The following is a 14,221-nucleotide window of genomic DNA, read 5'->3' as shown; positions in this document are numbered from 1 at the left end:
CCGGTATCGACCCCTTTTCATCGTCCCGGCTGCTCCGATCATTACCCGTAACCAGCCGTTCATTCGACTACCTTAAGTTAACAAATTCGGGTCGCAAACTCACCGTCAGATCCCAATCTTTTCGAGCAAATAGGCTGTCAAATTTGTCGTAACGCGTCAGCGGGTTTCATCCGGTTCTACAGCGATGACTTTCGCGCTTCTCTTTCTTTCGATTGGATAAGACTGGATGAAGCTAACAATATCGTTGCCAAATCGCCTTCTAAGGATCTCGATAAACTCCGGCTCCACACTGTGAGCGAATCCCAGCATTCCCTTTAATTCCGCGAGTTCGTCGGCATTCAAATTGTTTTGCGATGCCCGATAGACTGCTGTGTGCAATTTGCGCTTTCGCGCATGACCAATGGAGACTCCACCTGCGTTGGTGAGCGTCAACCCTGTGACGCGCCGCCCAAACTTCGAGGTTACGTAGGTCGTCTTGTTGATGTTGAGCCGCAGACGCGGAAACGACAGGCCTCGAAGTATACGGCGAACGATTTTTTCGACATCACGCAAATGTCCCAAACGAGGTGCAGAAAACGTGAGATCATCAGCGTACCGCGTGTATACCACCTTATCAGCAGCCACAGCCTCTACGACAAGGAAGTCGAATTCGTGCATCAGCGCGTTGGACACGAACGGTGAACATGGAGAGCCAATGGCAAGTTGCAGGGTTGAACGCCCCTTCGGCCGATGAAAGATCAGACGTCCGCTCATCTCGACGTCATGGACATCGGTTAGGCATCCAGTCTTTTCGCAGTACTTCTTCCAGTCATGCAGTTTGATCGAAGGAAAGAATTCCGCAAAATCGAGCTTTAAGATCGGACCGATACCGGCGTGAGGGAGCGCGTTTTCCCTGATCGATAAACTTTCACGATAAGCAGTTGCCGAAGCATGAACTGGCAGATGTTTCAGCAACACATCATTCAGGGCTCTCTGGAGTATCTTCACCTCTTTAGCAGGCTGCGAGATGAGCCTGGTACCACCCCCGCGCTTATCGATCGGGTAGGTCTTATAGCGGCTGGGCGCCGTTCGCACGATGCGATCAACCAAACCGGGTTCTATCCCGGTCTCGACTGCCAAAGTCTCAATAATTCCGCTCATCGCATTGCGCCCCTCAAAGCCGCTTGGATGCTGCTGAACCTGACCGGGTCTTTCTCTTTCCAATAATCGATTACCGTCGCCCGCCAACGGTCACGGTCCTTCTCCTCCGGCGAAAGATCTTTGCGTAGCCGGTAGGTGAGCGCCTCTTTGACGTCTGGCAGCGCACAGAAATACTCTTGGATACCGCGCTTATCCCGCACGATCCACTCCGCGTTGACCGCGCAACTTAGGTAGTCTGCGATCTTCACATACGGAACACTAACGTCCATCACGAACAGCAGTACATCGATTTCATCTTCGGTGAGGGCTCCGTAGTGCTGGATCAGGCCCACAATAAGCTTGATCAGATGCCCGGCGCGCTCCCGATTGAATGTCGTATGCTCGGTGTAGGCTGCCTTCCGATGCTCAAGCGCAGGTATGATCGTTTCCGCAAAGCGGTCGAGGTCTATATCAGCGACGTTGTCGATTTTCGGGAATTTCAGGTCCGCCCTGTTGACCACACATACCGTCGACGGCCCGTAATTCTCTCGCAGGAAGAGGAGGGGCCCGAGCTTTACGAAAGAGGACTCTCCATAGTTTTCATCGTCGATCACAACGAGAAGCCTCGAGGCGATCTCGTCGACCACGGAGAAAGCGCCTAGCTCTGCAACACTGCCGTAGCTTTCGGAGAACAACACGACAAGGTCGACAATCTGGGCAAATTCGCGCTCGAAGGTCAGCCAATCCTTGTAGGGCCCATCAGGCGCAAAGATGCGAAAGTCCTCGGGCGTGACAGTCGAGTATGACTTCAGGCCAGGTCGCCCATAAATTTGCGTGAAGGCCGCCCGCAAAGACTTGGGTCTCGGGGCCGTCACGTCGATCTTGCCACCGCAAAGCAAGATTATTGGGGTGGGCGCACTAACACGCAAGGTCGAAACGTCTATGCGTTCGACCAGATCGGCTATGTTACCCCCCGCTAGCACTTACCCTTGGAGGTGTGGAATAAGCTGGGGTTCTACCGAGCGGAGCGGCCACTTGTGGCGGTAGAACCCCAGGTTGTTCCACACCGGATAAAACCTAACAATCGACTGAGGTCTGACGAAACGCCGGACCAAGCGCGCAAGGCGCTTTTCACGTAAGCTATTCACTGTTTCCCACTCTCAAAGAGAGCTGTCAAGCAAGATGCCCACCCCTGCGTGGGGGAGCTAGTGACACCTCTGTCTACGTCGCAACCTCAATGCGAGCGGGCTGCAGGTCTGCTCTTGTTTACGACTACCGCCGAGCTAGCGTTGCGCTAACAGAATGCGAGGCAAGCTGGTCGCCAAATGCTGCCGAATTGCAGCGGCCCGCCGAATGGCCGCTTTCCCGACATAGCTGTCCAGAAGCGGTCCGGAAAACCACCCATCCCGGACTCTCAGTCTCAGTCAGCCCAGCTGCTTCAGGTCCAACATCAGGATCGAGCGCCACACCAACAGTCGCGGCAATCGTCTCTCGCTCACCACAACCGTCCCCCCGCCCTCTCCAGCGCCTCGGGCGTATCGACATCCGTCCCCGCCGCCGCGCCGAGTTCCACCTCGGTCAGCGCGTCCGGGTTGGCCGCGATGATTGGCGCGGCGCCGATGTCGCCGGTGAGCGCGGCGATGGCATCGGCGAAGGCGGTGGAGAGGATCACCGGGTTGCGGCGGCGGCCGCGGTCGCTGGCGGCGACGATGGCACCGGCGCCCTCGCCGGTGAAGGCGGCGATCAGGCGGTCGAGGTCGGCGGAGGAGAGCAGCGGCTGGTCGGCGAGCATGACCATGACGCCGTCAGCGCCCCGGCAGGCGGCAAATCCGGCCTTGAGCGATGTCGACAGGCCCTCGGCAAAGGCCGGGTTTTCAACGGTCTCGACGTCGAGGCCGGTCAGCGCGCCGGCGATGTCGTCCGCCATGTGACCGGCGACGACACGGACTGTGCGGGCGTTCTTCGCGGCGAGCGCGGTCATCACCGAGCGGCGGATGAGCGGGACGCCGTCGAAGGTGGCGAGCAACTTGTTTGGCCCGCCCATCCGGCTGGAGCGGCCGGCGGCCAGCACGACGATGTCGACGACCGGGTCGTCGCGGCGGGCCGGACCTCTGCCGCCGAACCCGGTATCGCCAGCCTCGGCGTCATCGGCCTCGAAGCCATCGGCCTCGGCGTCGCGGGCCTCAATGTCCCCGGACTCGCTCTCGCGCGGCTGCGGGCGCGAGGCGATCTCCATCAGGAGGCCGCCGACGCCCATGCCCCGGATGTCCGCGCCGGTCACGAACAGGTCTGCCAGCAGCCGGTTCAGCACCCAGTCGAAGCCGTTCTCCTTGGGGCTGCGGGCGCAGCCGGGCGCGCCGAGCACCGGGGCGCCGGCGAGATGGCCGAGGAGCAGGAGATTGCCGGGATCGACCGGCATGCCGAGGTGATCGACCGTTCCGCCGGCCGCCCGGATCGCGGCGGGGATAACGTCGTCGGCATCGATCACCGCCGAGGCGCCGAAGACGAGCGTCAGGTCGGCGCCGTCGAGGCGCCGAAGGGCATCGGTGAGCGCGCCGGTCTCATGCGGGCAGCGGATCTCCGCGACGATCTCGGAGCCCGAGAGGCCGAGCCGCGCCTCGGTTGCCTTGCGCGTCTTGTCGAGCATGGACGGCTTGACCGTCGGCAGCTCGGTCTGGATCAGCGCGACGCGCTTTTGCGAAAACGGCGCGAGGCGGAAGGCGGCGGCGTCCCGCAGGATGTCCACCACCGCCGCGACCGCGGCGCCCGGCACGGCCAGCGGGATGATCTTCACGGTCGCGACCATGCGGTCGACGGTGACCGGCTCGTATTCACCGAGCGTCGCGAGCGTGATGCCGGGATCGACGGCGTTGACCGCATCGACCACGCGCCGGTCCGGCACGAAGAGGCCGGTGGTTCCGGCGAAGACGTTGGCGCGGCCGGTGGCGGCCTCGCCGATGCGGATGTGCGCGCCGGCGAGCGCCTCGCCGATCGCGGCGGCCGCCTCGTCCTCGGTCATGTCGCCGTGTTCGAGACGCGCCACGACGAGGGTCCTTTCGCCGGCCTCCGTGAGCGCCTTCAGGTCGGCCGGGGACAGCCGCGTGCCCTTCTTCAGCCGGCTCTTCCCCGCCCGGTGCGAATGGGCGAGGATCGCGTCCGCCGCGTCTTCGACGGGAACGCTGCCGAAGATCATGCGGGCTCCGTCTCGCCGCGCCGCTCGGCGAACATCTTGCGCTTGCGGAAGGCCTCGATGACCGAGGCGAGGATGGCGACGGCGATCTCGCCGGGCGTCGAGGCGCCGATATCGGCGCCGATCGGCGCTTCGATGCGCTCGATCGCATGCGGCGGTATGCCGGCCGCCTCAAGCCGTTCGACGCGGCGGGCATGCGTCTTCCGGCTGCCGAGCGCGCCGATATAGAAGCAGCCGGCCTTCAGCGCCGCGATCAGCGGGCCGTCGTCGATCTTGGGGTCGTGGGTGATGACGCAGACCGCGGTATAGGGGTCGAACGGCCTGTTTTTCAGGACATCCTCCGGCCATTCGGCACGGAGCGGCACGCCGGGGAAGCGCTCGGGCGTCGCGAAGGCCGTGCGCGGGTCGATGATCTCGATGTCGTAGCCGGCAAGCTTCGCCATCGGCGCCAGGGCCTGGCTGATATGCACCGCGCCGATCACCACGAGGCGCGCCGGCGGCAGATGGGCGTTGAGAAAGGTCTCGCCGGCATCCGTCTGGGTGATGCCGGACTTGCCGGTCCGGATCGCCCTGGAAATCGCGTCCGCCAGCGGATCGGCCTCGGCATCCACCTCGCGCACCAGCCGCTGCCGGCCGGTGGCGAGATCGGTGACGACGACGGCGGCCCGCCGCGCCGCGCGCTCGGCATTGAGCGCCTTCAGGATCGTCCGGTCCATCAGCCCACCTTCTCGACATAGACGCGGATCCGTCCGCCGCAGGAGAGGCCCACCCGCCAGGCCGTCTCGTCGGCGACGCCGAATTCCAGCATCTTCGGCTTGCCCTCGTCGATGACGTCGATCGCCTCGGCGACCACCGCGCCCTCGACGCAGCCGCCGGAGACCGAGCCCTCGAAATTGCCCTCCGAATCGATGACGAGATGGCTGCCGGTGGGGCGCGGGGCCGATCCCCAGGTTTCGACGACGGTGGCGAGCGCCAAGTCGCGCCCCTCAGCCGCCCAGGCCTCCGTCGTCTTCAGGACGTCGAGTTCATGTGTGGTCTCGGACATGTTCGATCCTCGATTGTTCGCTCTGCGGGAAGCGTTTGGGCGCGACAGGCGCTGCGTCTCAAATCCTGCCTCCTATATCTCGATCCGCCGCCCTCTTCCGGCAAGGTCACGCCGCGTCGACGATGCGTTCGTCCTTCAGCCACAGCTTGGGATCGCTCGCCCGCGTGTGTCCCTCCGAGAGCGCCGCGCACAGCTCCGTCATCGCATCCAGCGAATGGACGGAGCGGAACTCGTCGACATGCGGCAGCATGGCCCGCACGCCGCGCGCCCGCGCCGAAAAGCCGTCGAAGCGCAGGAGCGGGTTCAGCCAGATCAGACGGCGGCAGGATTTGTGCAGCCGTTCCATCTCCTGCGCGAGGTCGACGACGCTGTCACGTTCCAGCCCGTCGGTGATCAGGATGACGACGGCGCCTTGGGTGAGCACCCGCCGCGACCAGACGCGGTTGAACTCGGTCAAGGCTTCCGCGATGCGCGTGCCGCCGGACCAGTCCTTCACCGCGCCGGCGCAGTCTGCCAGCGCCTCGTCGGGGTCCTTGCGGCGCATCTGGCGGGTGACGTTGGTCAGCCGCGTGCCGAAGAGAAAGGTGTGGACCCGCCGGCGCTTGTCGGTCAGCGCATGCAGGAAGTGGAGGAATATCCGCGTGTACTGGCTCATCGAGCCGGAGATGTCGGCGATGACGACGAGAGGCGGATGAACCTCGCGCCGCGAGCGGTATTTCGGCAGGACCAGGTCGCCGCCGGTCTTCATCGAGGCCCGCATCATCGCCCGAGGATCGATCCTCCGCCCCCGCGGATCCGGCTTGAAGCGCCGCGTCTCGATGCGGTCGGCCGGCAGGCGGAGAGTGGCGATGGCGCGCTTGGCCTCCTCGATCTCGGCGACCGACATCTGGGCGAAGTCCTTCTGGCGCAGCACCTCGTTGCCGGAGACCGTCAGGCTGGCATCGATCTCGATCTCCGGCCGCTCCTGTTTCGTCACCCGCTTCTCGGCGCCTTCGAACAGGCCTTCCGCGGCCCGGTCCTCGCCGGCCCGCTTCTTACGCTCCTCGGTCTCGCGCGGCGGCGCGGTCGGCGAGAACATCGCGATCATCTTCTCGATCAGCTCGCGCGAGCGCCAGAACAGCCGGAACGCCTCAGCGAAGACAGCGTCGTCCTCGTGCCGGGAGACGAGCGTCGCGTGCAGCGTCCAGTAGAAATCGTCGCGCGAGGACAGCCCCGCCGCCTTCACCGCGGCGATCGCGTCGAGGGTCGCGGAGGGGCCGAGCTTCAGTCCGGCCTTGCGCAGGGCCCTCGCGAAATAGGCGATATTGTCGGCGAGCCGGCCTTCCGGATCAGCGGTTTGGGGCGTCGGGTCAGCCATGGCGTCAGGAAGCGGCGGCGAGATCGCGCTTGACCTGCGTCAGGATCTCCCGGCTTTCGCCCCGCTCCAGCCGCTGGATATCGTCCTGGTATTTGAGCAGGACGCCGATCGTGTCGGAGACATGCGCGGGATCGAGCGCGACGACGTTGAGCTCGGTCAGCGCATTTGCCCAATCGATCGTCTCGGCGACGCCGGGCGCCTTGAAAAGGTCGATCTGGCGCAAGCGCTGCACGAAGGCGACGAGCTGCTCGGCGAGTTCGGCATTGGCGCGCGGCGCCTTGCGCTTGACGATCTCCAGTTCGCGGCTGGCCTGGGGATAGTCGACCCAATGATAGAGGCAGCGGCGCTTCAGTGCGTCGTGGATCTCGCGGGTCCGATTGGTGGTGATGATGACGATCGGCGGCTCTTCGGCGCGGATCGTGCCGAGCTCCGGGATCGTCACCTGGTTGTCGGACAGGATCTCGAGCAGGAACGCCTCGAAGGCCTCGTCGGTGCGGTCGAGTTCGTCGATCAGGAGCACCGGGGCGCGACCCGGCTGCCCCTCAAGGGCCTGCAGGATCGGGCGGCGGATCAGGAAGCGGTCGGAGAAGATCTCCGAGCGGGTCGCGTCCTTGTCGGTGTCGCCCGAGGCCTCGCGCATGCGGATCTCGATCATCTGCGCGGCATAGTTCCACTCGTAGAGCGCCGAGGACACGTCGAGCCCTTCGTAGCATTGCAGCCGGATCAGCGGGCGGTCGAGCGCCTTGGCCAGCACCTTGGCGATCTCCGTCTTGCCGACCCCGGCCTCGCCTTCCAGGAACAGCGGCCGGCCCATCCTGAGCGACAGGAACAGGACGGTCGCGAGCGCCCGGTCCGCCACATAGTCGGCCCCGTCGAGCAGCCGCTCGGTTTCGTCGATCGAGCTCGGAAGTTTCGAAGTCACGACAATCCTTTCGGCCTGAATGCGAGTTCGCGGAAACTAGAGGCTGTGATAGCCGCGGTCGAGATAGACCAAAGAAGGCGCGCGCGGACCGATCCGGACCCCTACCACTTCCCCGATCATCACCCGGTGGGTAGCGACGATCCGCGATTCCAGCAGGCGGCAGTCGAACGCGGCAAGCGCCGAGACGAGCAGCGGCGCGCCGGTCTCCTCCGCATGCCATTCGCCCTTGGCGAAGCGCGCGTCGGGGGCGAGCTTTCCTTCCCCCGCGAAGGCGCGCGCGAGCGCTTCGTTGTCCTTGCCGAGCAGGTTGAGCGCAAAACTGCCGTTCGCCTCGAAGCGGGCATTGTCCGGGCTGGACGTGTTGAGGCAGACGAGCAGGGTCGCCGGATCGTCCGAGACGGAACAGGCGGACGACACCGTCACGCCCCGCCGCCCGGCCGGCCCGTCCGTCGTCACCAGATGGACCGATGCCGCAAAACGGCTCATCGCCTCGCGAAAGCTCTGGCGGTCGATCGTGTTCGTCGTCAGCAATGTTCCGTCCCGCGGTCGCGCCGAATGCTTCAGGTGTGTCCTACATAGTGCGCCGATCGGCATCCCGCATCCCGGCGCAGGATCGCGCTGTTGCGACGCGAAAGTCGCCTCTCTTAAGCGCGCAGGCCCGGCTCCGGCAATTCCCTAACACGGCGGAACGCTCTAAGACTGAGAGCATGTCGACGAAGCCCCTCGCCCTCGCCCTCTTGGTTTCTGCCGCGCTCGCCTGTCCGGTCGAGGCGCAGGAGCAGCGTGCCGCCGACGAGCTCACCATCGGACTTGCGGCGCCCCTGTCCGATTCATCCGAGATCCTCGGCCGGCAGCTCGTCGCCGGGGCAAGGGCGGCTGCGAAGCCTCGCGTCTCGGAGGATGGCACGCAGGACGAAGGCTCGGCGGCCAGCGCCGTCTCATTCGTCGAAGGCGACACCCAGTGCTCGGCCGAAGGCGGCAAGGCCGCTGCGGAAACCTTCGTGAAGGAGAAGGCCGCAATCGTCGTCGGCTTCCTCTGCACCGAAGCGATCGAGGCGGCGCTGCCGGTCCTGAAGGACGCGGGCATCCCCACGATCGACGTCGGGGTCCGGGCGAACCGGCTGACCGACCGGCGCGAGCGGACCGGCTACGAGGTCTGGCGCATCGCGCCGCGCTCCGACGCCGAGGCGAAGGCCGTGGCCGACTATCTGAAGAAGCGCTGGAAGAGCGAACCTTTCGGCCTGATCGACGACGGCTCGATCGCCGCCCGCTCCCTGATCGACAGCGTCCGGCGGATCGTCGGCGATGCCGGCATGCAGCCGCAGACGGTCGACAACTACCGGCCGGCCGAGGAGAAGCAATTCGGGCTCGTGCGCCGCCTGGCGCGCACCGGCGTCACCCGCTTCTTCATCGCCGGCGACCGGCCGGATATCGCGATCATCGCAAGGGACGCCGCTTCGAACGATCTCGACCTCGCCATCGTCGGCGGGGAATCGCTTTTCGACGAAACCAGCGCCGACGCGCCGCTGCCGGACGGGATCGTGGCGATCGGGCCGCGGAACCGTTTTCCGGACCTCGAGCCGCGCGAGCCGTCCGCCGAAAAGGCGGGGACGACGGGAGACCAGGCGCTCGACGTGCCGCAGGGCTATTTCGGCCCGGCCTATGCCGCGACGGAGATCGCCATCGCCGCAGCCCGAAGAGCGCGCGAGAGCAACGCGCCGCTCGGCGACATCCTGTCGCAAGGCGCCTTCGACACGGCCTTCGGCACGATCAAGTTCGATGCCAAGGGCGATTCCAACCTCGATCTCTACCGCGTGTTCGAGTGGCGCCAGGATCATTTCGTGGACGAAGCGGGGGGATAAGGACGATGGCGGACTGGCGGCCCGGCCCCCGCAACCTTCTGACGGACGTCGCGGGGCTCGCCGTCGGCCATGCCAGCGACGAGGCGCTGAAGAGCGGATCCACCGTCGTGGTCTTCGATCGCCCGGTGGTGGCGGGAGTCGAAATCCTCGGCGGGGCTCCCGGTACGCGCGAGACGGATCTCCTGGCGCCGAGCGCCCTCGTCTCCGGCATCGACGCGCTCGTCCTGTCGGGCGGTTCCGCCTTCGGTCTCGACGCGGCGTCCGGCGTCCAGTCGTTCCTGCGCCAGAGCGACCGCGGCTTCGAGGTCGCGGGCTTCAAGGTCCCGCTGGTGCCAGCGGCGATCCTCTTCGATCTCGCCAATCAGGGCGACAAGGACTGGGGCCTCCACCCGCCCTACCGCGATTTCGGCTATGCGGCCGCAGCGACCGCGAGCCTCGACTTCGACCTCGGCAGCGTCGGCGCCGGCACCGGCTGTACGACCGGCACCATGAAGGGCGGCCTCGGCTCGGCTTCGACGGTGCTCGCCAGCGGCGTTACGGTCGCGGCCCTCGTGGCCGTCAATGCCGTCGGATCAGTATCCATCGGCGATACTCGGCACTTCTGGGCGGCGCCCTTCGAGATCGGGGACGAGTTCGGCGGCCTCGGCATGCCCTCGCCGTTTCGGCGGGACGCTTCGCGGTTGCGCACCAAGTTCGACGCCCGGCTGGGTGCCAACACGACGATCGGCATCATCGCGACCGATGCGATCATGGACAAGGGCGCGGCCCGACGTCTCGCGATCGCCGCGCATGACGGGCTGGCGCGATCGATCTGGCCGAGCCACACGGACTTCGACGGCGACCTCGTCTTCGCCGCGGCGACCGGCGCGAGCGGCATCTCGCTGGAGCAGAGCGGCGGCCGCTCGGTCGAGCTCGGCGCCGCTGCGGCCGCGACCATGGCGCGGGCGGTGGCCCGCGGGATATACGCCGCTACCGCCGCGGTGAACGACCTTTTGCCGACCTGGTCGGCACTCGAACACCGGACCGCATGACGCGGCTTCGCAACGGAGGAACGGACATGCGCAGGACTCTGGCTCTGGCAATCTTTCTGGCGACCGGCTTCGCCGGATCGGGGGCGGTCGCCGAGACGGCCGACCTGCCCTTCGTCGGGACGTGGGACTGCGAAGTCGCGACCTTCACCTTCACGCCGACGACCTACAACAACGGGTCCGACGACCTTCCCATCGAGGAGGTCCAGGAGGGCACCGACGGCTCCTACACACTGTTCTTCGCAGACGGCTATGCGATCACGCTGTCGGGCTTCACCGGCGATACGATGGGATGGTATTCACAGGAGAGCGGCGACAGCTTCTCCTGCACGCGATCGCAGGGGTGATGACGCACCCGCCGGCACGAGGCTCGGAGACGTCTGGATGACGAGACCGCAGACCGCCCGCACTCTCGCAATGCTGCTGTTCGGCCTTGCCGCCGTGGCAGCCATGCCAAACGCTTCGAAGGCCGGTGATTTCGCCGATCTGACGACGCTCGGCTTCTCCGCTGACGCCAAGATCTTCGCCTATGAACAGTCCGGCGTCCAGGACGGCTCCGGATTTCCCTATGCGGAGATCTTCTTCCTGGATCTGCCCGCCGATCGGTTCGTGCCGCCCTCGCCCGTCCGCGTGAGCCGGGAAGACGAAGCCGCAAGCGTCGACGACGTGAAAGCCGAGGCGCGGCAGCGCGCGGCCGAGCTGTTCGAGCGTTACCGGCCGGAGGACCATCCGGGCCGGATCGTCGTCGACAATCCGGCGACCGAACTCTCCGCCGATCCGCACAAGGTGAGCTTCCTGCCGCGAGCGATCGAACCCTCGCCGGACAGACGGGTCTCGCTGCGGCTGGAGACCTTTCCGCTGCCGCCGGGACGCAACTGCTCTTTCCAGGATGCGGCCGTCGGCTACCGGCTGATCCGGGTCGCGGCCGAACCCGGCGAGACCGCTCGGCTCATCCACGAAGACAAGGCGATTCCCGAGAGCCGGGGCTGCCCGATCGACTACCGGCTGTCGCGCGTCGTCGTCCGGGACCAGGTGGACGGGCGATTCGCGGCCGTCGCGATCATCGGCGTGAAGACCGTCGGCTTCGAGGGTCCGGACCTGCGCTTCATCGCCAACCCCGTGCCGATGGATTAAACGGTTCGATTGAGGCGGCCCGGCGCCTCTGCTAGAGGCCGGCCGTAGATTTCCCGCAATCTGTTCCTCGAAAGACGCTGCCGATGATCCCCCGCTACGCCCGCCCCGACATGGTCGCCGTCTGGTCGCAGGAGACGAAGTACCGGATCTGGTTCGAGATCGAGGCGCATGCCTGCGACGCGCTGGCCGAACTCGGCGTGATTCCGAAGGACGCCGCGAAGACCATCTGGGAAAAGGGCAATGCCGCGACCTTCGACGTCGAGCGGATCGACGCGATCGAGCGCGAGACCAAGCACGACGTCATCGCCTTCCTGACGCATCTCGCCGAAATCGTCGGCCCGGACGCCCGCTTCGTCCACCAGGGCATGACGTCGTCCGACGTGCTCGACACCTGCTTCAACGTCCAGCTCACCAAGGCGGCCGACATCCTCCTCGCCGATCTCGATGCGCTGCTTGCCGCGCTGGAGCGCCGCGCCTTCGAATATCGCGACACCGTCACCATCGGGCGCTCACACGGCATCCATGCCGAGCCGACGACCTTCGGCGTCAAGCTCGCTTTCGCCCATGCCGAATTCCAGCGTTGCCGCGACCGCCTCGTCGCCGCGCGCGAAGAGGTGGCGACCTGCGCGATCTCCGGCGCTGTCGGCTCCTTCGCCAATATCGACCCGCGGGTGGAGGAACACGTCGCCAAGGCCATGGGCCTGAAGCCGGAGCCGGTCTCGACGCAGGTGATCCCGCGCGACCGGCACGCCATGTTCTTCGCTGTCCTCGGCGTCGTCGCCTCCTCCATGGAGCGGCTCGCGACGGAGATCCGGCATCTGCAGCGCACCGAGGTTCTGGAGGCGGAGGAGTATTTCTCGCCCGGCCAGAAGGGCTCCTCCGCGATGCCGCACAAGCGCAATCCGGTGCTGACGGAGAACCTGACGGGCCTTGCCCGCATGGTGCGCTCCTACGCGCTGCCGGCGATGGAGAACGTCGCGCTCTGGCATGAGCGGGACATCTCCCACTCCTCGGTCGAGCGCTATATCGGCCCGGACGCGACGATCACGCTCGACTTCGCCCTCGCCCGCCTCACCGGCGTCGTCGACAAGCTGCTCGTCTATCCCGAGCGCATGCAGGCGAACATGGACCGGCTCGGCGGCCTCGTGCATTCGCAGCGCATCCTACTCGCCCTGACCCAGGCCGGCGTCAGCCGGGAAGACGCCTACCGGCTGGTCCAGCGCAACGCGATGAAGGTCTGGGAGAGCTACCACGCGGCGGGCTCGGCGAGCGTCGACTTCCTGGAGGAGCTCTTGAAGGACGAAGACGTTCGCAAGGCACTCAGCGAGGAAGAGATCCGTGCCCGCTTCGACCTCGGCTACCACATCAAGCACGCGGCGACGATCTTCGAGCGGGTGTTCGGCCGGGCTGAGTAGCGGAGGCCACTCCTCGTCCTGGCGGCGGCCGATCGGAACCTCGGCGCGGCCGAGACGGTTCGGCTCGAAATGGGTGAAGGCCGGCGGCTCCGCCGGCCGAAGCAGATGGGAGACCGCAAATGCCAGCAGCAGGACCACAGCCGCGTTCACGCAGTCGCCATCTGCTCTGGATCGCCGTCGGCGTGATCGTCGTCGCCGCCGTCATCTACTTCGTCTTCTTCACAAGAACGCCCGACCAGGGCACGCGCAATCCGGATGCGCTGGAGCCGGCGCAATCCGCCACCGAGGCTCCGGCTGCCGGAACCGCCAGTCCCGCGCCGTCGCAGTGACGGCCCCGGGGCAGTTGGAACCCCCCGATCATGGCGAAGCGCTTCTCGCTCGAAGGCCGCACCGTGCTTCTCACCGGCGCTTCCAGCGGCGTCGGCGCTGAGCTGGCCGAGCGCCTGCTCGACCGGGACTGTCGGGTGATCGCCTGGTCGCGCCGGCCGCCCGAGATCGAAAGCGATGCCGACCTCGTCCACGAGGCCGTCGACCTCGCCGACAGCGCCGCGCTCGATGCCGCACTCTCCGGGCTGACCACCCGTCATCCGGACCTTTCCGTCGTCATCAACAATGCCGGCGTGTCCGAGCGCGGCGATTTTGCGACGATGGCCGCGGCGGAGCTCGACCGTCTCGCCGAGACGCAGATCGCGGTGAATCTCGCCGCCCCGATCCGGATCACCCAGCATCTGTTTCCGCATCTTCGCGCGCAGGCGAGCGCCATGCTGGTGAACAACAGCTCGGGCCTTGCCGTCGCGCCGACGGCGATGAACCCTGTCTACTGCGCGACCAAGGCCGGACTGCGCTCCTTCACCTACTCCACCCGCTATCAGGCCGAGCGTGCCGGCGGTCGGCTGAAGGTGGTCGAGGTGCTGTTGCCCTTGGTCGAGACGCCCATGACCGCCAGCCGAAGCCACCGAGGCAAGCTGTCGGCCGACAAGGCCGCGACGCGTATCATCAGGGGCATGGAGCGGGCCGAGGCGGAGATCTGGGTCGGCCAGGCGGCGATCCTCAGGCGCATCACCGGCTTCTCGCCGGCGCTCGCGCGGCGGCTTCTCAAGATCGCAGGCGGCTAACCCTTCGGACACGAGGTGCGGCAGGACCGGCGCC

Annotated in this window: 15 protein-coding genes; 7 read left to right on the top strand and 8 right to left on the bottom strand. The window is 66.2% G+C overall.

What is annotated here, in order from left to right; genetic code table 11:
* Positions 1 to 156 precede the first annotated feature (156 nt).
* The 8 genes from LH400_RS20080 to LH400_RS20045 form a co-directional block, all read right to left on the bottom strand.
* Entirely contained in the window at positions 157 to 1,227 is a 1,071-nt protein-coding gene (locus LH400_RS20080) for a retron St85 family RNA-directed DNA polymerase (RefSeq protein ID WP_229155022.1), read from the bottom strand.
* On the bottom strand, positions 1,137 to 1,994 hold the full coding sequence (locus LH400_RS20075; RefSeq protein WP_229155020.1) for a retron St85 family effector protein: 858 nt from the start codon (positions 1,992 to 1,994) through the stop codon (positions 1,137 to 1,139). Before LH400_RS20075 ends, LH400_RS20080 begins: the two co-directional genes overlap by 91 nt.
* Positions 1,995 to 2,614: 620 nt before the next feature.
* Positions 2,615 to 4,312: an NTP transferase domain-containing protein gene (locus LH400_RS20070; protein WP_229155018.1), complete on the bottom strand. Its 1,698-nt coding sequence runs from the start codon at positions 4,310 to 4,312 to the stop codon at positions 2,615 to 2,617.
* Positions 4,309 to 5,025 carry an XdhC family protein gene (locus tag LH400_RS20065; RefSeq protein WP_229155016.1) on the bottom strand — a complete coding sequence of 239 codons (717 nt, stop codon included), beginning with the start codon at positions 5,023 to 5,025 and terminating at the stop codon, positions 4,309 to 4,311. Before LH400_RS20065 ends, LH400_RS20070 begins: the two co-directional genes overlap by 4 nt.
* A complete protein-coding gene (locus LH400_RS20060; protein WP_229155015.1) occupies positions 5,025 to 5,354 on the bottom strand; it encodes an XdhC family protein in 330 nt (109 codons plus the stop codon). Before LH400_RS20060 ends, LH400_RS20065 begins: the two co-directional genes overlap by 1 nt.
* Positions 5,355 to 5,460: 106 nt before the next feature.
* Entirely contained in the window at positions 5,461 to 6,711 is a 1,251-nt protein-coding gene (locus LH400_RS20055; protein WP_229155014.1) for a vWA domain-containing protein, read from the bottom strand.
* A 4-nt stretch (positions 6,712 to 6,715) separates the two neighbouring features.
* Positions 6,716 to 7,633 carry an AAA family ATPase gene (locus LH400_RS20050; protein WP_229155013.1) on the bottom strand — a complete coding sequence of 306 codons (918 nt, stop codon included), beginning with the start codon at positions 7,631 to 7,633 and terminating at the stop codon, positions 6,716 to 6,718.
* 36 nt (positions 7,634 to 7,669) lie between these two features.
* Positions 7,670 to 8,119: a flavin reductase gene (locus LH400_RS20045; RefSeq protein ID WP_229155056.1), complete on the bottom strand. Its 450-nt coding sequence runs from the start codon at positions 8,117 to 8,119 to the stop codon at positions 7,670 to 7,672.
* A gap of 221 nt (positions 8,120 to 8,340) precedes the next feature.
* Between LH400_RS20045 and LH400_RS20040 the strand changes: the two genes are divergently transcribed.
* The 7 genes from LH400_RS20040 to LH400_RS20010 all read left to right on the top strand — a co-directional run bounded on the left by LH400_RS20040 (position 8,341) and on the right by LH400_RS20010 (position 14,187).
* The gene (locus LH400_RS20040) at positions 8,341 to 9,495 is read left to right on the top strand and encodes an ABC transporter substrate-binding protein (RefSeq protein ID WP_229155011.1); all 1,155 of its coding nucleotides are present in this window, start codon (positions 8,341 to 8,343) and stop codon (positions 9,493 to 9,495) included.
* A gap of 5 nt (positions 9,496 to 9,500) precedes the next feature.
* Complete coding sequence (locus LH400_RS20035; protein ID WP_229155009.1) at positions 9,501 to 10,526, top strand: P1 family peptidase; 1,026 nt, start codon at positions 9,501 to 9,503, stop codon at positions 10,524 to 10,526.
* 26 nt (positions 10,527 to 10,552) lie between these two features.
* Entirely contained in the window at positions 10,553 to 10,870 is a 318-nt protein-coding gene (locus tag LH400_RS20030; protein WP_229155007.1) for a hypothetical protein, read from the top strand.
* Between the two features lie 37 nt (positions 10,871 to 10,907).
* Positions 10,908 to 11,657, top strand: a complete 750-nt coding sequence (locus tag LH400_RS20025) for a DUF2259 domain-containing protein (protein ID WP_229155006.1) — start codon at positions 10,908 to 10,910, stop codon at positions 11,655 to 11,657.
* An 83-nt stretch (positions 11,658 to 11,740) separates the two neighbouring features.
* Positions 11,741 to 13,072, top strand: a complete 1,332-nt coding sequence (purB, locus tag LH400_RS20020) for an adenylosuccinate lyase (protein ID WP_229155004.1) — start codon at positions 11,741 to 11,743, stop codon at positions 13,070 to 13,072.
* 119 nt (positions 13,073 to 13,191) lie between these two features.
* A complete protein-coding gene (locus LH400_RS20015; RefSeq protein WP_229155003.1) occupies positions 13,192 to 13,401 on the top strand; it encodes a hypothetical protein in 210 nt (69 codons plus the stop codon).
* 30 nt (positions 13,402 to 13,431) lie between these two features.
* On the top strand, positions 13,432 to 14,187 hold the full coding sequence (locus LH400_RS20010) for an SDR family NAD(P)-dependent oxidoreductase (RefSeq protein WP_229155001.1): 756 nt from the start codon (positions 13,432 to 13,434) through the stop codon (positions 14,185 to 14,187).
* Positions 14,188 to 14,221: the final 34 nt, after the last annotated feature.

The sequence above is a fragment of the Jiella soli genome, assembly GCF_020615385.1.
GTDB lineage: Bacteria > Pseudomonadota > Alphaproteobacteria > Rhizobiales > Rhizobiaceae > VKMB-3413.
The sequence above is the reverse complement of the archived record's forward strand: the minus strand, read 5'-3'. Positions and strand labels throughout refer to the sequence as shown.